15 protein-coding genes are annotated in these 16,436 nt (G+C 73.5%); 5 read left to right on the top strand and 10 right to left on the bottom strand.

Annotated elements, in window-relative coordinates; translation table 11 throughout:
* Positions 1 to 34 precede the first annotated feature (34 nt).
* From EXE59_RS12595 to EXE59_RS12585, 3 genes are all read right to left on the bottom strand, one after another.
* Positions 35 to 574: a M48 metallopeptidase family protein gene (locus tag EXE59_RS12595; RefSeq protein ID WP_135839210.1), complete on the bottom strand. Its 540-nt coding sequence runs from the start codon at positions 572 to 574 to the stop codon at positions 35 to 37.
* Positions 575 to 623: 49 nt separating this feature from the next.
* The gene (locus EXE59_RS12590) at positions 624 to 1,685 is read right to left on the bottom strand and encodes a PHP domain-containing protein (protein ID WP_281280310.1); all 1,062 of its coding nucleotides are present in this window, start codon (positions 1,683 to 1,685) and stop codon (positions 624 to 626) included.
* A 308-nt stretch (positions 1,686 to 1,993) separates the two neighbouring features.
* Positions 1,994 to 2,824, bottom strand: a complete 831-nt coding sequence (locus EXE59_RS12585; protein WP_135839209.1) for an enoyl-CoA hydratase/isomerase family protein — start codon at positions 2,822 to 2,824, stop codon at positions 1,994 to 1,996.
* A gap of 192 nt (positions 2,825 to 3,016) precedes the next feature.
* Between EXE59_RS12585 and EXE59_RS23785 the strand changes: the two genes are divergently transcribed.
* Positions 3,017 to 3,175, top strand: a complete 159-nt coding sequence (locus EXE59_RS23785; protein WP_090969683.1) for a DUF5679 domain-containing protein — start codon at positions 3,017 to 3,019, stop codon at positions 3,173 to 3,175.
* Between the two features lie 111 nt (positions 3,176 to 3,286).
* Positions 3,287 to 3,802 (top strand): hypothetical protein, encoded by a 516-nt coding sequence (locus EXE59_RS12580; RefSeq protein ID WP_135839208.1) that lies wholly within the window; start codon positions 3,287 to 3,289, stop codon positions 3,800 to 3,802.
* A 28-nt stretch (positions 3,803 to 3,830) separates the two neighbouring features.
* Here the strand turns inward: EXE59_RS12580 and EXE59_RS23780 are convergent, their stop codons facing one another.
* The 4 genes from EXE59_RS23780 to EXE59_RS12565 form a co-directional block, all read right to left on the bottom strand.
* Entirely contained in the window at positions 3,831 to 3,998 is a 168-nt protein-coding gene (locus EXE59_RS23780) for a hypothetical protein (RefSeq protein ID WP_168218338.1), read from the bottom strand.
* 143 nt (positions 3,999 to 4,141) lie between these two features.
* Positions 4,142 to 4,336: a hypothetical protein gene (locus EXE59_RS12575; protein WP_129456428.1), complete on the bottom strand. Its 195-nt coding sequence runs from the start codon at positions 4,334 to 4,336 to the stop codon at positions 4,142 to 4,144.
* A gap of 80 nt (positions 4,337 to 4,416) precedes the next feature.
* Entirely contained in the window at positions 4,417 to 4,767 is a 351-nt protein-coding gene (locus tag EXE59_RS12570; protein WP_135839207.1) for a WhiB family transcriptional regulator, read from the bottom strand.
* Positions 4,768 to 5,198: 431 nt separating this feature from the next.
* Positions 5,199 to 7,265 (bottom strand): ATP-dependent DNA helicase UvrD2, encoded by a 2,067-nt coding sequence (locus tag EXE59_RS12565; RefSeq protein ID WP_135839206.1) that lies wholly within the window; start codon positions 7,263 to 7,265, stop codon positions 5,199 to 5,201.
* Positions 7,266 to 7,350: 85 nt separating this feature from the next.
* Between EXE59_RS12565 and EXE59_RS12560 the strand changes: the two genes are divergently transcribed.
* Both EXE59_RS12560 and EXE59_RS12555 read left to right on the top strand, forming a co-directional pair.
* Positions 7,351 to 7,593: a mycoredoxin gene (locus EXE59_RS12560; RefSeq protein WP_135839205.1), complete on the top strand. Its 243-nt coding sequence runs from the start codon at positions 7,351 to 7,353 to the stop codon at positions 7,591 to 7,593.
* A gap of 33 nt (positions 7,594 to 7,626) precedes the next feature.
* Positions 7,627 to 8,091: a ScoMcrA-related endonuclease gene (locus EXE59_RS12555; RefSeq protein ID WP_135839204.1), complete on the top strand. Its 465-nt coding sequence runs from the start codon at positions 7,627 to 7,629 to the stop codon at positions 8,089 to 8,091.
* A 16-nt stretch (positions 8,092 to 8,107) separates the two neighbouring features.
* Here the strand turns inward: EXE59_RS12555 and nudC are convergent, their stop codons facing one another.
* A complete protein-coding gene (nudC, locus tag EXE59_RS12550) occupies positions 8,108 to 9,031 on the bottom strand; it encodes an NAD(+) diphosphatase (protein WP_246056764.1) in 924 nt (307 codons plus the stop codon).
* A gap of 33 nt (positions 9,032 to 9,064) precedes the next feature.
* Between nudC and deoD the strand changes: the two genes are divergently transcribed.
* The gene (deoD, locus tag EXE59_RS12545; RefSeq protein ID WP_135839203.1) at positions 9,065 to 9,775 is read left to right on the top strand and encodes a purine-nucleoside phosphorylase; all 711 of its coding nucleotides are present in this window, start codon (positions 9,065 to 9,067) and stop codon (positions 9,773 to 9,775) included.
* A gap of 183 nt (positions 9,776 to 9,958) precedes the next feature.
* Here the strand turns inward: deoD and EXE59_RS12540 are convergent, their stop codons facing one another.
* Entirely contained in the window at positions 9,959 to 13,204 is a 3,246-nt protein-coding gene (locus EXE59_RS12540; RefSeq protein WP_246056762.1) for an ATP-dependent helicase, read from the bottom strand.
* Complete coding sequence (locus tag EXE59_RS12535; protein ID WP_246056760.1) at positions 13,201 to 16,434, bottom strand: ATP-dependent helicase; 3,234 nt, start codon at positions 16,432 to 16,434, stop codon at positions 13,201 to 13,203. The genes EXE59_RS12540 and EXE59_RS12535 overlap by 4 nt, the downstream gene beginning before the upstream one ends.
* Positions 16,435 to 16,436: the final 2 nt, after the last annotated feature.

The raw sequence follows: 16,436 nt of genomic DNA, 5'->3' as shown, positions 1-16,436 counted from the left end.
GGGAGGATCGGCTCCGGCACCGCCGCGGACGAGGTCAGTCGGACTCGACCCCGGGCGGCGGCTCGAGGCGGGCGGCGGCGGAGTATCCCTCGAGGTAGCCCTTGGCCTTCTCGGCCCGCGGGTAGCGGTCGACCCAGGCCCAGAACGCCGGGGTGTGGCCGGCCTCCAGCAGGTGGGCGAGCTCGTGGACGAGGACGTAGTCGACGACCCACGCCGGCACCTGCTGCAACCGGTCGCTCAGGCGGATGGTGCGGTCGCCGGGCGTGCACGACCCCCAGCGCGCGTTCTGGTTGGACACCCACCGCACCGACGCCGGCACTGCCAGGCCGCCGAAGTAGAGGTCGTTGAGCTTGGCGGCCCGGGCGACCAGGTCGTCGTCGGAGTGCAGCTTGCGCTTCTCCTGCCGCTGGACGCGCGCGACCATGTCGGCGACCCAGGTCGCCTCGTCGCGCTTGCTCATCGTGGCGGGGATGAGCACCACGATGCGATCGCCGTCGCGATAGGCCGAGACCGTACGCCGGCGCCGGCGCGAGCGGCGCACCTCGACGTCGGGCGGGACGGCGGGGCTGCTCATGTGATCGAACCTAGCCCCACCCACCCACGTCGGCACCGGGACGCGCGGGTCACAGCCGCGCCGAGGCCCACTCCAGCAGGCGGTCCCGCTCCCACGTGTTGACGATCCGCTCGGGATCGATGCCCGCCTCGGTGGCGCGCGCCGCGCCGTGGTCGAGCATGTCGAGCTGGCCCGGCGCGTGGGCGTCGGAGTCGATCGAGAACAGGCAGCCGAGGTCGCGGGCGAGCTCGAGCAGCCGGGTGGGGGGGTCGCGTCGCTCCGGACGCGAGTTGATCTCGACCGCGACGCCCTCCTCGGCGCAGGCCGTGAAGACCGCGCGGGCGTCGAACCGGCTCTGCGGGCGGGTGCCCCGGTTGCCGGTGACGAGGCGGCCGGTGCAGTGCCCGAGCACGTTGGTGTGCGGGTTGCGCACCGCTGCGACCATCCGCTTCGTCATCGGCGCCTCGTCCATCTTCAGCTTGGAGTGCACGGACGCCACGCGCACGTCGAGCCGGTCGAGCATCTGCGTGGTCTGGTCGAGCGAGCCGTCGTCCAGGATGTCGACCTCGATGCCCTTGAGGAGCGTGAAGGACCCGCCGAGGTGCTCGTTGACCGCGTCCACGACCCCGAGCTGGCGGGCCAGCCGCTCCGCGCTCAGGCCGTTGGCCACGCGCAGCCGCGGGCTGTGGTCGGTCAGCACGAGGTAGTCGTGGCCGAGCTCCATGGCGGTCATCGCCATCTCCTCCAGCGGCGATCCGCCGTCGGACCAGTCGGAGTGCGAGTGCAGGTCGCCGCGCAGCAGCGCCCGGAGCTCCTCGCCGCCGCGGGCGAGCGGACCGGACGTCGTCTCCAGCCGCACGAGGCGGTCGGGGACGACGCCGTGGCACGCGTCGGTGATCACCGCGGCGGTGCTGGGGCCGATGCCGGGCAGCTCGGTCAGCGTGCCGGCGTCGGCGCGGGCGCGTACCTCGTCCTCGGGCAGCGGCAGGATGGTGCGCGCGGCGTTGCGGAACGCCTCGATCCGGCGGGTCTCCTCACGCTGGCGCTCCATCAGGAACGCGATGCGTCGCAGCGTGGCGACCGGTCCGCGCGCGGCGGCAGCCGACTCCTCACCCACCTTCTTCTCCTCCACAGCCTGAGGGTCCTCGAACCCGCTGGTCACCCGCACAGTACGTCGCCCCGTCCGGGCGTGTCGCCCACAGGACCCTCCCCACCCCGGGGGTCACCCTCCACGATCACGGGCGCGGCGTGCACATGCTGTCCACAGCCCTGTCCACAGGGGTGGACGTCGATTCGTTGACCGCCCCCGGCGCCGGCCCTAGCGTTGCGCAGCAGAAGGGCCCCACGGCCTCCTCGACGTCAGCAGGGGAAGGCAGGCGTCGAAGGCTGCGGGGCCCCTTCTCATTCCCCGCTCTCATTCCCCGCTCTCATTCCCCGGGCTCACTCCCCGCGGAACTGCGGCGCCCGCTTCTGCTGCGCGGCGGCGATCCCCTCCTGGAGGTCGGCGGTCGCGAGCGTCATCGGCTGGGCCAGTGCCTCCCACTGCAGGGCCGCCTCGAAGTCGGCGTGGCCGCCGTCCGCCAGCGCGACCTTGGTCAGGCGGGCGGCGATCGGGGCGGTCGCCGCGATGCCGGTCGCTGTCTCGAGCACCTCGTCGAGGAACACGTCGGGGTCGATGACGCGCGAGACGAGGCCCAGGCGCAGGGCCTCGTCGGCCTCGACCACGCGTCCGGTGAGCAGCAGGTCGCGTGCGTGCGCGGGGCCGACCACGTTGGGCAGCAGCCACGTCCCGGCCATGCCGGCGTGCATGCCGAGCTTGTTGAACGGCAGGCCGAGCTTCGCCCCGGCAGCGGCGTACCGGATGTCGCACGCGAGGGCCAGGCACAGGCCCGCCCCGATGGCGTGCCCGTTGACGGCCGCGATCGTCGGCACTTCCAGGCGACGGATAGAGAGCCAGGCGCGGTAGAACGGCAGCATCCTGGCGCGCAGGTGGTCGACGGTCGCGTCCGGCTCGCTGGCGATCCACGAGGTGTTGCCCCCGGAGCAGAAGGCGCTCCCCTCACCGGTCACGACGACGGCGCGCACGGTCCGGTCGGCGGCCAGCGCGTCGATGGCCGCGACCCACGACGCGGTCATCTCGTCGCTCATCGCGTTGCGCATCGCGGGGTTGTCGAGCCGCAGCAGGGCGACCCCCTCGGCGGGGCGCTCGAGACGCAGGTGGCGGAGCTCCGGTACGGGGCCAGGAACGGGGTCTGGGGTGTGGTCGGGCATGGCCCGAGGGTACTGATGCCGCTGAGCGTGGAATCAGGCGGTTCCACGCTCAGCGCGTGTGGTGCGTGAGCGTGGGCCGAGCGTGGCGTAGGGTCCCTCACGGAGCACTGGCGCAGGCCAGGGTTCCCCGGCGGGCTTCCCCTTCGACTACCCCGTCGCGACGACCACGAAGAAACAAGCAAGGAGGCCGTCATGGCGGAGACCTGGAGCGGCGAGTTCTACTGCGTCAAGTGCAAGGAGAAGCGCGAGGCGGAGGGCGAGATCAAGGTCAACGACAAGGGCACCAAGATGGCCAAGGGCGTCTGCCCGGTCTGTGGTACCAACCTGAACCGCATCCTCGGCAAGGCGTGAGCCTCACCTGATCACCGAGCGGCGGCGTCACCCACCCGGGTGGCGCCGCCGCTGGCATTTCCCCTGTGGACGACGCACTCCCGCGGAACCGCCCGTGGCACCGTCGTACGCGTGAACGGCCCCGCGTACGCCACGTCCGACCACACCCCCGTCCGGGCGCAGGTCGAATGCCCCGCCGCGTGGCGCGCGGACGTCGTCGCGGCGCTCTCGGCGGCGGGTGTCGTCGTCGACCACGCGGCACCCGTGGGCGTCGCGGTGAGCCCCGGCCGGCTGGTCTCCCCCGTCGTGGACGACTGGAGCGTCGCCTCGCTCCCCCACCTGCTGCTCGCGGTGCAACCGTACGCCGTCGAGGTCGGTCCGTGGTCGCTGCCGGGCGTCGGGCCGTGCGCCCGGTGCGTCGCCGCGGCGGTCCTGGACGCGGGCGTGCCGGCCACCCCGGGCGTGCTCCCGCGACCGCTGCTGGCGCTGGCGGTCGGCGCCGCCGCCCGCGACCTCGGCGCCTGGGCACGCGGCGAGCCGCCGCACTCCTGGCTCACGTCGTGGCGCCACGACCACGACCCGGTGCCGACCGCCCGCCGGTGGGAGCGGCACCCCTACTGCGGGTGCGCGTGGTTCGAGACCGCCTGAGGCGCGACCGGGCGGGACAGGGCAGCGCTCACCACCACTCGCTGTCGAGCTTGCCCTCCATGGCGCGCAGGTTGTCGCGTGAGCAGGTCTCGCAGAACACCTGCCGGCGTCCGCGCTCGACCGCGGTGCTCCAGGTCAGCGTCTGGCCCTCCGGTGCCTGGGTGCCGCAGAAGTCGCAGGTCACGAGCTCGCTCACGCGTCGAGCGTACTCCCGCTCCCGGTCTCGCGGAGCCTGCCCGGAACGACAGTGAGCCGGTACGTCGTCATCGTGACGACGTACCGGCTCACTGGTGGTGCTCACCCGCGATCAGGGTGAGAGCGTCCCCCGAGGGGGATGGATCAGATCGCGCGGGCGAGGGCGAGACGCGCCTGCTGCGCGGCCTGCTCGGCCTTGCGGCTCATCCGGCGGGCCATGGCCAGGTGGTGGCCACGCCGCAGCTCGTGCGCCTCTCCCAGGCGCGCGGTCATTTGCGCGCGAGCGAGTTCTTCATGCATGAGATTCATGTCGTTGCGTCCATTTCGGTAGGTCTTCATCGGTGTATTTCCTGTGTTTCCTCGGAGGTGACTGAGCGGTGGCGCCTGCGCGGGCCCCGTTCGACTGGTTGCTGTCCGCCCTAGGCGACCTGGACGGTCTGGTCGGACTTGCGGGGCCGGCCTCGCGGCCGCTTGCGCGGGATCACCACGCCCTGGAGGAAGAGCTCGCCTCCCCAGACGCCCCACGGCTCACGCCGTTCGAGGGCTCCGTCGAGGCACAGCGCCTGCACGGGGCACTCGATGCAGAGGGCCTTGGCGTGCTCCACGTCCGCGGGGGACTCGGCAAACCACAGCTCTGCGTCGTTGACGCGGCAGGGCAGCAACTCCTCATCCACTCCGGCAGCTGCGTCGTGCAGTGCTCCGAGCGGGGCCTGGGGCTCCGTCACGGTCTTGTCGGCAGCTCGATCGCGGTCGAGAACGCTGATGGTCATGTGTTCACCTCCTTCTCGTTGACCTGATCGCGGGTGTTGACTCACTGGGACAAACAGAAAGGCCGCGGATCCCGGGTTCGGGTTCCGCGGCCTGGAGGCTGCCGATGCGAGTTGTCTCAACTCGTCGGTGGACTCCAGGCTGGAAGACCCGGGAAGACGCCCTTGACGCGCTCGATGGACACAGCGGTCCCCTGGAGCGCAGCTGCGACATCGACACCGAGGACGCGCACATCAGTGGCGCAGCGGTGGCCGGCAGCGGGCATGCCGAAGGACGGCGTCCAAGCCGTCATCGTCTTCGTGTAGTTCTCCATGGGGGCCACCTCCTTCGGGGCGTCGGGCGCGGATCGTCGTCAGCGATCCCATGCGCGTGGGTTGTTGTGAGGGGAACGTTAGACCCCGCACATCGTCAGGGGCAAACCATTTTGTGGGTATTACCGAGATTTCTTTTCGGAGCCGGCTCCGACGGCCTCCCCGGCGACCAGGGCGAGCACGTCGTCGCCGTACTTCGCGATCTTGCCGGGGCCTACGCCGCTGATCGCGCGCAGGCCCTTCTCGTCGCTCGGGACGTGCTCGGCGATGAGCTGCAGTGTGGCGTCGGTGAACACCACGAACGCGGGGACGCCGTCCTCAGTGGCGCGGGCGAGCCGCCACGCCCGCAGGCGCTCGAAGAGTGCCTCGTCGTAGGAGGCCGGGCAGTCGGCGCACCGGCCGGTCTTCTTCTCGACGGCCGTCGACAGCGCGGTGCCGCACTCCCGGCAGTGCATCGCCGCGCGGTTGCGGCGGCTGCGCTCGCGACGCTGGCCGGTGACCCCGGGCACCCCATCGAGCAGCGGGGCGAGGAACGGCGAGCTGCCGCGGTTGGACCGGCCCCCGGGCTCACGCGCCGTCGCCCACGACACGGTGAGCTCGTCGCGGGCCCGCGTCATCGCGACGTAGAGCAGGCGACACTCCTCCTCGACCTCGGCCGGTGTCTGCGCCTGCGAGATCGGCATCATCTTCTCGTGCATGCCGGCGACGAAGACGGCGTCCCACTCCAGGCCCTTGGCGGAGTGGATCGTCGCCACCGTGACCGCGTCGGCGACCGGGGCGTGCTGCTCGCTCGCCCGACGGTCGAGGTCGTCGACGAAGTCGCCCACGCCCGCCTCGGGTCGCTCACGGCCGAACTCGGTCGCGAGGTCGACGAGGGCCTGCAGCGACTCCCAGCGGTTGCGGACCTCTCCCCTGCCCTCCGGGGGCTCGGTCGAGTGGCCCATCTGCGACAGCACCGCCACGACCGCCTCGGCGACGGCACCCGACGCCTCCCCGCTGCGCGCCGCACCACGGACCAGGGTGATCGCCTGCCGCACCTCGCCGCGGTCGAAGAAGCGTGCGGCGCCGCGTACGACGTAGGGGAGGCCGCGGGCCGCCAGCGCCTCCTCGAAGCGCTCGGACTGGGCGTTGATGCGCAGCAGCACGGCCATCCGGCTCGCGGGGGTGCCGGACGCCCGCAGCGCAGCCACCCGCTCGGCGACTGCGTCGGCCTCCGCGACCTCGTCGGGGGCCTCGCGCCAGGTGATCCGGGCGCCGGAGGGGCGCTGGGCGACGAGGTCGACGCCCTTGCTGGGGGTGCCGGCGAGCAGCTGGTTCGCGGCGGCGACGACCTCGGGGGTCGAGCGGTAGTTGCGGACCAGCTCGACGCTGGTGGCGCCCGGGAAGGTCTTCGTGAACTCGCGCAGGTAGCGGGCGTCTGCGCCGGCGAAGGAGTAGATCGTCTGGGCGGGGTCGCCGACCACGCACAGCTCGTCGCGACCGCCGAGCCACAGGTCGAGCAGCGCCTGCTGGAGCGGGGAGACGTCCTGGAACTCGTCGACGACGAACCACTTGTACTGGCGACGGACCTGCGCGGCGACCGCGTCGTTGTCGGCGAGGAGGCCGGCGCCGAAGAGCAGCACGTCCTCCATGTCCATGCGGCCCTGGCCGCGCTTGACCTCCTCGTAGGCGTCGAAGGCGCGGGCGACCACCTCCGGGTCCATGCCGGACACCGCGCGACCGCGGACGCGCGCGATGGCGGCGTAGGAGTCGGGGCTGACATTGGAGACCTTGGCCCACTCGATCTCGCTCGCGAGGTCGCGCAGCGTGGCCTGGTCGACGCCGAGCCGCTGGCGCCGGGCGGCGAGGGCGAGCATGCCGAGCTTGGACTCGGTGAGCTCGGGCAGCTCGCGGTTGTGCACCCGCGGCCAGAAGAACCTCAGCTGGCGCAGCGCGGCGGAGTGGAACGTACGGGCCTGCACGCCGGGCGCTCCGAGGGAGCGCAACCGTTCGCGCATCTCGCCGGCGGCCCGGGTGGTGAACGAGAGCGCGAGGACCTCGGTCGGCGCGTAGACGCCCTGCGCCACCCCGTGGGCGATGCGGTGCGTGATGGCGCGCGTCTTGCCGGTGCCGGCACCGGCCAGGACGCGCACCGGTCCACGCAGCGCCTCGGCGACCTGCCGCTGCTCGGGATCGAGCGCTTCGAGCAACGGAACAACTCCTGGGAGATCGTGGTTGAGAGGGCTGTCTGACCCTTGTTCTTCACCCTAGACGCCGGAGGGGACACTCCATCCCATGACCTTCACGATGTTCACCACGCCCTGGTGCGGGTACTGCCACCGCCTCAAGAGCCAGCTCGACCGCGAGGGCATCCCCTTCTCGATCGTCGACATCGAGCAGGAGCCGGACGCAGCCCTCACCGTCGAGCAGGCCAACGGCGGCAACCAGACCGTGCCGACGCTGCTGTTCGACGACGGCAGCACGCTCACCAACCCGTCCGTGGCGCAGGTCAAGGACAAGCTGGCCGCCCTCGCGTGAGCAGCCACAGGGCCCCGGGGTTAGCCTGACGTCGTGTCACTGCTGAACTCGATCGACCGCGACCACGTCCTCACCGCCATCGAGACGTGGGACACGGCCGGCGGTGCCAACTACATGCTCGTGCGCGGTGGCGTCTCGACCCACGTGCTGCTCCACCGCGGCAGGGAGTACGACGCCGCGGCGATCGCCGGCATCGCCCACGGCCTCGCCACCGGCCGTACGCTCACCCCGGCCGACATCCCGGGCGGTGCCGCCGGGGCCAGCAAGGCCCTCACGCGGCTGGGCTTCGACATCCGCGACGACTCGCCCCCGAGCGAGCGGGTGCCCGGCACGCGAGCCAGCACCCCGCGTACGCGCTCGACGTCGACGCGCAGCACGACCCGCAGCACCGGGACCCCACGGCCCACGCGCGTCGCCGCCACCGACAAGCCGGTCACGCTGTGCCCGCGCTGCTTCATCGCGGTGCCCGCCACGGGCATCTGCGACAACTGCGACTGACCGCGACCAGCCCGGCTCAGTCCCAGCCGGGGCCGTCGAGCGGCCGGCCGAACCAGCTCTCGATGAGCGAGGACGAGATCGAGACGCCGCGCGGCACGACCATGTCCCCTTCGCGGACCGCGGCCTCGAAGTCGTCGCGGGTCCACCACCGCGCCTCCTCGATCTCGGCGCCGTCCACGTCGATGTCCGTCGTCAGGGCGCGACCGGTGAAGCCGAGCATCAGGCTCGCCGGCAGCGGCCACGGCTGGCTTCCGAAGTAGCGGACCTCGCCCACCCGTATGCCGACCTCCTCCTCGACCTCGCGTCGCACGGCGTCCTCGAGGGTCTCCCCCGGCTCGCAGAACCCGGCGAGCGTGGACCAGCGACCGGCCGGCCACGCCGCGTTGCGGCCCAGCAGGAGGGCCTCGTCGTCGCCCTCCCCGTGGGTGACGGCCATGATCACCGCCGGGTCCGTGCGCGGGAACTGCGCCCGGTCGCACTGCGTGCACCGCAGCTCGTGGCCGGCGGCACGGCTCGCGAGCGCGCCGCCGCAGCGCGGGCAGAAGCGGGTCGCGTGGTGCCACTCGGCCAGGCCGATGGCGTGCATCAGCAGCGGCGCCTGGTCGGGAGCGTGCTCCGCGAGGGCGGTCAGCACCGACCGCAGCGGGACCCACTCCTCGGGTGCGCCCGCTGCCTGCGAGGGATCCACGATCACGGCGAGGTGCACGACGTCGGCGGCCTCGCCGAGCAGCACGAGCGTCCCGTCGGGCGCCTCGTGGGGGGAGATCCACTCGACGGCGCCGTCGACGGGCCGCAGCCGGTTGCCGGCCACCACCAGCACCCGGGTCGTCGCGTCGGCCGTCCGCTCGGCCAGCCACGCCTCGTCGGTGCGCCGCAACCCCATCCGGTTGTGGGCGTGGGCGGACAGGGCGACGTGCGGGAGGGGGCGCTCGGTGCTCACGACCCGCAACGCTAGCCGGTAGCGTCAGCGCCCGTGAGCACGCACATCGGCGCCCAGCCCGGCGAGATCGCCCCCACCGTCCTCCTGCCCGGCGACCCGCTGCGGGCCAAGTGGATCGCGGAGAACTTCCTCTCCGACGCCCGCTGCTACAGCGAGGTCCGCGGGATGTACGGCTTCACCGGCACCTGGGACGGGCAGCCCGTCTCCGTGCAGGGCTCCGGCATGGGCCAGCCGTCGATGGCGATCTACGTCAACGAGCTCTTCACCGACTACGACGTGCAGACAGTCGTACGGGTGGGCTCGTGCGGCGCGGTGACGGAGGCCGTCGGCGTGCGCGACGTCGTCATCGCCTCGGGCGCGTGCACCGACTCCTCGATGAACCGCATCGCCTTCTACGGCATCGACTACGCACCCGTCGCCGACTTCGGTCTCCTGCGCGGCGCGGTCGAGGCGGCCGAGGCGCGCGAGGGCGGGTCGCCCTTCCACGTCGGGCTGATCTTCTCGAGCGACTCGTTCTACCCCGCGCGGCCGGAGCTGCTGGGCGAGATGGTGACGTACGGCGTGCTGGCCGTCGAGATGGAGGCGAGCGCGCTCTACACGCTCGCCGCCAAGCACGGCCGGCGCGCGCTGGCGATCTGCACGGTCTCCGACCACATCGTCACCGGTGAGGAGACGACGTCACAGGAGCGCGAGCAGACCTTCGGCGAGATGATCGAGATCGCGCTGACCGCCGCGCTGGGCTGAGGCGTCCGGCCTACGGCCGCCGCCCGCCCGGGCGGTGCGTGAGCCACATTCCCGGACCGCGGAGGGTGGCTGGGGCACCGCTCGCCCGCGTGGCGGCGTACGACGCGCCCGTGGGCGGTGCGTGAGCCACATTCCCAGCCCGGGGAAGGTGGCTGGGGCACCGCTCCCCGGAGCGTCAGGCGTTCAGACCTCGCTGAAGAAGCGCTCCAGCGCGGTGCGGTCCGGCAGGTCGGCCGGCTCCACGGTGCGGCCGGTGCGGACGTAGTGGAAGGCGGCGCGTACGTGCTCCAAGGGCGTGCCGGTGAGCTCGGCCCACGCGAGGCGGTAGAGGGCGAGCTGGAGCGGGTCGGCGGTCTCGTGGCGGCCGGTCTTCCAGTCGACGACGAGGAAGCCGCCGCCGGCGGGCTCCGGCTCGGCGTAGACCGCGTCGATGCGGCCGCGGACGACCTGACCGGCGAGCACCAGCGCGAACGGGGCCTCGACCGCGTGCGGCGCACGGTCGCCGAAGGGGCCGTCCTCGAAGCGCTTGACCACCTCGCCGAGGTCGGCCTCGTCGTCGATGCCCGCGTCGGCGCGACCCGGGAGCTCGTCGGGCTCGATCAGGGCCTGCTGGCCGAAGCGGTGCTCGACCCAGGCGTGGAACGCGGTGCCGAAGCGGGCGGCCGGCGCGGGCGGTCGCGGCATGGGCCGGGCGAGCTCGGCGGCGAAGGCGTCGGGGTCGTCGCGCAGCCGGGCCAGCGACGTGACGGAGAGGCTGCCGGGCAGCGGGAGGTCGAGGGTGGTCGCGCGCTCGGCCCGGGCCTCGGCGAGCAGCTGGGCGAGGTCGTCGTCCCACTCGGCCACCCTCGCGGCCTCGACCACGTCGAGACCCTCGTCGGGTGCGGTGGGGTCGACGGAGCGTACGAGGTCCGCGGCGGCCAGTCGTCGGCGCGCCTCCTCGCCGGTGCCGGGCACCGGCCACGGTCGCGAGGTGTCGACGTCGTCGTTGGGGTTGGGGGACTTCGGCGGCGGCTTCTCGAGCCACCGCTCGACCGGGCAGCCCCAGTCGTCGAGCTGGTCGCGCACCACGGCCTGGTAGTCGGAGGGCCCGAAGGGCGTGGAGCGCTGGCCCCAGACGTAGGACGTGACGCTGAGGTGGTGCGCCGCCCGGGTGAAGGCGACGTAGCCCAGCCGGAGCTCCTCCTCGGCGTCGTGCGCCTTGGTCGCGGCGCGGTAGGAGTCGAGGGCGGCCTTGTCGTGACCGGCGAGCTGCGGCTGGTCGGCCCGGTCGCCGCGCAGCGGCGCGGGCAGCACTGCCGGAGAGGACGTCCAGAGGGTGCGGGAGCGGTTGCTGGGGAAGCGGGTCTCCCCCACCCCGACGCAGAACACCGACGACCACTCGAGGCCCTTGGCCCGGTGGACGGTCAACAGCTTGACCGAGTCGGCGGCCGTCGGGGTCGCCACGTCGAGGCCGTTGCCCTGGTCGTCCTCGGCGGTGAGGTAGGCGAGGAGGGCGGGCAGGGTCACGTCGCCGTCGACGGACTGGAACTCTGCGACCGCCTTGACGAAGAGGTCGAGGTTGTCGCGACGCGCGGCGGCGGCCGGCGAGGTCGCGGAGGCGAGCTCGACGTCGACGCCGGTCGTGTCGATGATGCGGCGCACCACGTCGAGGAGCGGGTCGCCGACGTGGGCGCGCAGCCGGCGCAGCTCGGCGGCGAGCAGGCCGTAGCGGTCGAGCGCCTCGGCCGAGTAGGCAGCCTCCCCCGGCGACTCGACGGCATCGCTGAGCGCGGGCAGCTCGGAGGCGTCGATGCCGTCGGCGATCTGGAGGAGCTGGTCGGCGATCGACGCGGTCTCCCGGCGGCCGCGCACGCCCGCGATCTCGGCGGCGCGCTCGGCGAGCAGCCGCAGGTCGCGAGGACCGATCGCCCAGCGCGGACCTGTCAGCAGGGTGAGCATCGAGGAGTTGGCCGTCACGTCGTGCATCAGCGTCAGCGTCGCCACGACCTCGGCGACCTCGGGGAGCCGCACCAGTCCCGACAGGCCGACGATCTCGACGGGGACCCCCGCGGCGGTGAGCGCGTCGTAGACCTCCTCGGCCTGCGCGTTGTCGCGGCTCAGCACCCCGACCTCCGACCACGCGGTGCCGGCGTCGTGGACCCGCTGCACCTCGACCGCCAGCCACGCCAGCTCGTCGCTCGCGCGCTCGAAGACGTGGGCCTCGACGTGACCGTCGGCGGCGCCGTCGGCGGCACGCAGGCGGGCGACCTTGTCGCCGTAGGCGGCGAGCAGCGGCTCGGCGAGCCGGTTGGCGACGTCGAGGATGTGCCGGTCGGAGCGCCGGTTGACCGTGAGCGGCAGCCGCCCGGGCTCGCCGTCGGCGGCCGGGAACGTGTCGGCGAAGTTGAGGATGTTGGACACCGACGCGCCGCGCCAGCCGTAGATCGCCTGGTTGGGGTCGCCGACCGCCATCACCGGGTGGCCGAGCCCGTGGTCGGGGTCGGGTCCGGAGAAGAGCCGCGCGAGCATCGTGGCCTGCGCGACGGAGGTGTCCTGGTACTCGTCCAGGAGGACGACCTTGAACCGCGCGCGCTCGAGCTCGCCGACCTCGGGCTGGTCCTCCACGAGCCGGGCGGCGAGGGCGATCTGGTCACCGAAGTCCATCAGCCCCAGGTCGGCCTTGAGGCGTCGGTAGCCGGTGACGAGCTGGAGCAGCTCGGCGCGCCGGTCGATCGCGTTGATCGCCCTGGCCGGCGGCTCGAGGTAGGTCTTGCGGGCCTTGCCGGCCTGCTCCTCGACGAGGGCCCGCTCGAAACCGCGACGAGCCTCCTCGTCGATCCGCCGCACGTCGTCGGCGTCGACGAGGTGCTCGCTCATCGCGCCGTCGAGGGCGAGGAGGTTCTGGATCGCGGTCGCGGGGTGGTCGGTCAGCAGCTCGATGTGACCGGTGAACCGCTCGATGACGCGGGCGCCGAGCTGGTAGCGCGAGGCGTCGGAGACGACGCGGGTGTCGGGCTCGTGGCCGATCCGCAGGCCGTGGTCGGTGAGGAGGTTGGCGGCGTAGGCGTGGTAGGTGGCGACGGTGGGCTCGAGGACGTCCTCGCCCTCGGCGACGACGGAGCGGTCGAGCAGGCCGGCCGCCCCCAGGGCCGCGGTCACCCGCTGGCGGAGCTCGGCCGCGGCCTTGGTCGTGAAGGTCAGCCCGAGGACCTCCTCGGGCCGCACCTTGCCGGTGGCGACGAGCCACACCACGCGCTGGGCCATCAGGGTGGTCTTGCCGGAGCCGGCACCGGCCACGACGACCGTGGGCCGCAGCGGGGACGTGATCGCGGCCCACTGCTCGTCGCTGGCGGCGTGCGTGGCACCCATGAGGGCACGGAGGTCCTCGGGGGTGTCGAGCCGGACCGGCCGGAACGGCTGGACTGGCTGGGCGGGCTCTGCCGGGGTCACTGGACGGTCACGCTCCCTGCGCCCTTGGCCGGGCAGATGGCCGTGAACGCGCAGTCCCGGCAGTGGGCGCCCGCGGTGGCGGGGAAGGTCTCGGCGCGGACGAGGTCGGCGGCGCGGGCCAGCCCCGCGCGGAGCGCGAGACGCTCGGCGCCGTCGTCGGCGTGGGCGGGCTGGGCCTGCACCTTGGCGGCCGAAGAGTCGTCGTCGATGCCGAGCTGGACGAGCTCGGCGCCACCGGAGACGACCGTACGGCCGGCGGCGTCGTCGATCGCGCCGGTGTCGACGGCGTACTGGTAGAGGGCGAGCTGGAGGTTGCCGGCGACCGCGGGACCGGTGGGGGCGGTGCGCGCGCTCTTGAAGTCGACGACGACCACCCGGCCGGCGTCGTCGATCTCGAGGCGGTCGGCGAACCCCGTCAGCCGGACCGGCCGCCCGTCGACGTCGACGACGCTCTGGAAGCGCTGCTCGGCACCGAGGAACTCGCGCGGGTTGGCGAGGTGCCACTGCACGAAGCGGGCCACGGCCTTGCCGATGCGGGCGAGCTCGCGCTGGCGCGACCACGGCGTACGGAAGGCGAGCCGGTCCCACACCGCCTCGACCTCGGCCATCAGCGGCTCGACCTCCGCGGGCAGCTCGCCGACCGCGACGCGCTCGGCGAGGGCGTGGAGGACCTGGCCGAGGTTGGCGGACTGGTGGACCGCCGAGACCCCACCGGCCTCGCGCTCGAAGAACCACTGCGCCGGGCACACGAGGATCGACTCGAGCATGCTGGCCGAGACCGGCACGGGGCGGTCCGGGTCGCGGATGGGCTGCACGGAGCGGGTGGTGCTGCGGGTGCCCCACCAGCTGGAGGGGTCGGCCGCCGGCACGAGCTGACGACCGTCGACCTCCTCGCCCGCCAGCGCGGCGAGCCGGCGGGCCGCCGCCTCGCACATGGCCGGCGAGGTCGCGGGGTCGGCCGCCGTGCGGCGTAGCTCGGCCACCAGCCCGCCGAGCGACAGCGGGCGCGGCGGCCGGCCGTCCTGGTGGTCGATGGTGACGCCGAGCTCCTCGAGGAAGCGCGAGGGCTGCTCGCCGTCGTCGTCGGGCGAGCGCACCGCGCTCACCACCAGGCGCCGCCGGGCACGGGTGCACGCGACGTAGAAGAGGCGGCGCTCCTCCATCAGCAGTGCCCTCGTCGTCACCGGCGGGACGAGGTCGGGGTGTCCGGAGGCGTCGACCCCGATGCGGTCGGCACCGAGCAGGGTGGTGCGGCGACGCAGGTCGGGCCAGCCCTCCTGCTGCACGTGGGCGACGACGACGAGGTCCCACTCCAGCCCCTTGGAGCGGTGGGCGGTGAGGAGGCGTACGGCGGCGCCACGCACCCCCTGCTCGGCGAGGGTGTCGGCGGGCAGCTGCTGGGCGACGACGCTGGCGAAGAAGGCGGCGACGCCCACGTGGTCGCGCTGGTCGAGGGCCCGGGACGCGAGGTCGAAGAGCGCGACGATCGCGTCGAGGTCGCGGTGGGCACGCCGGGCACCCGCTCCCCCGCCGTCGACCTGGCGACGCAGCCGCTGCGGCCAGGAGGTGCCGGACCACAGGTGCCAGAGCACGTCCTCGACACCGGCCCGCTCGGCCAGCATCCGCGCGCCCTCGCCCAACAGCGTCGCGAGGGCGCCGGCGCGCTCGACGTCGGGCGCGTCGAGGCCGTCGAGGAAGCCCGGCTCGACGACCGCCAGCCGGAGCAGCTCGCGCGAGGTGCGCCGGTCTGCGGCGTCGGCGGCGTCCTTCTCGCGCGCGCGGAGGCGGCGCACCAGCGCGCGCAGGTCGGAGGCGTCGAGGCCACCGAGCGGCGACAGCAGCAGCGACTCGACGCGGCCCGGGTCGAGGAAGTCGGGCGAGTCGGGGTCGTCGTTGTCGAGGTTGACCACGGCGCGCAGCCCGTCGAGCAGCGGCACCACGGCGGGGTCGCGGACCAGCGGCAGGTCGTCGGAGGCCACCTCGACCGGGACGCCCGCGGCGGCGAGCGCCCGGCGCAGCGGCGGGATGCTGGCGCGGCCGGAGCGCACCAGGACGGCCATCCGGTCCCACGCGATGCCGTCCTCGAGGTGGGCGCGGCGCAGCAGGTCGGCCAGCCGCTCGGCCTCGGCGCGCTCGGTGTCGTAGGTGACGACCTCGATGCGACCCTCGCCCTGCGGGCCGGGGACCGCCTCGGGGGCGAGGAACGCCTCGCGGGCCTCGGGCGCGATGCTGCCGGTGAGGCTGAGGCGGCTCGCCACCCGGCCGGCACCCAGCAGGATCCGCGGGCCGAAGCGGCGGGTGCGCTGCAGGACCACGACCGGGGCGGGTGAGCCCGCTGCCGTGGGGAAGCTCGCCGGGAAGTCGAGGATGCCGCGCACGTCGGCCCCGCGGAAGCCGTAGATCGACTGGTGCGGGTCACCGACGACCGTGAGGTCGCGCCCGTCGCCCGCGAGCGCGCGGAGCAGGGCGACCTGGCCGGGGTCGGTGTCCTGGTACTCGTCCACGAAGACGTGGCTCCAGCGGGCGCGCAGCTCGTCACGGTGGGTCTCGGCCTCGATGACGGCGCGACGGATGAGGTCGGAGTAGTCGGTGGCGCCGAGGTTGTCGAGGACGGTGAGGTACTGCTCGAGGAAGAGCCCGGCGGCGACGAGCTCGGGGAGGTCGTGCTCGATGCCGAGGGCACGGAGGCCGGCCGGGTCGAGGCCCTTCTCCCGGGCCCGCGCCAGCACGGCCTGCACCTCGCGGACGAAGCCGCGGGTGCCGGCCGCACGGCGCAGCTGCTCGGGCCACACCACCGACTCGGGGTTGTCACGCAGGAGCTCGCGCAGGACGACGTCGGCCTCGGGCGCCGACAGCAGCCGGATCGCCCCCTCGTAGAGCTCGGCGGGGGCGTACTTCCTCACCAGTGCGTAGGCGAAGGAGTGGAACGTCGAGCAGGACGCCGCGGAGGTCGTGCGGGCGACCCGCGCCGTGACCCGGTCGCGCAGCTGCTCGGCGGCCTTGCGGGAGAACGTGAGCGCCAGCACGGCGTCGGGCGAGGCGCCGCGGCGCTCGATGCGGTCGACGATCGCCTCCACCAGCGTGGTGGTCTTGCCCGTCCCGGGACCGGCGAGCACGAGCAGCGGGCCGCCCTCGTGGTCAACGACGCGCTGTTGGTGCTCGTCGAGCTCGGGCACCACGACCTCGCGGTCGGGCTGCACCAGGCGGTAGCGGGTGGTCGGGGTGCTCACGG

It is taken from the genome of Nocardioides eburneiflavus (assembly GCF_004785795.1).
Lineage (GTDB): Bacteria > Actinomycetota > Actinomycetes > Propionibacteriales > Nocardioidaceae > Nocardioides > Nocardioides eburneiflavus.
Note: the sequence above shows the minus strand (reverse complement) of the source record. Positions and strands in the feature narration are given on the sequence as shown.

What these genes read in the sequence shown, in the direction of transcription:
- EXE59_RS12575 (WP_129456428.1), bottom strand. Translation starts at nt 4,336, where the DNA reads ATGAAGACCTACCGAAATGGACGCAACGACATGAATCTCATGCATGAA.
- EXE59_RS12570 (WP_135839207.1), bottom strand. Translation starts at nt 4,767, where the DNA reads ATGACCATCAGCGTTCTCGACCGCGATCGAGCTGCCGACAAGACCGTG.
- EXE59_RS12595 (WP_135839210.1), bottom strand. Translation starts at nt 574, where the DNA reads ATGAGCAGCCCCGCCGTCCCGCCCGACGTCGAGGTGCGCCGCTCGCGC.
- EXE59_RS23785 (WP_090969683.1), top strand. Translation starts at nt 3,017, where the DNA reads ATGGCGGAGACCTGGAGCGGCGAGTTCTACTGCGTCAAGTGCAAGGAG.
- EXE59_RS12560 (WP_135839205.1), top strand. Translation starts at nt 7,351, where the DNA reads ATGACCTTCACGATGTTCACCACGCCCTGGTGCGGGTACTGCCACCGC.
- EXE59_RS12585 (WP_135839209.1), bottom strand. Translation starts at nt 2,824, where the DNA reads ATGCCCGACCACACCCCAGACCCCGTTCCTGGCCCCGTACCGGAGCTC.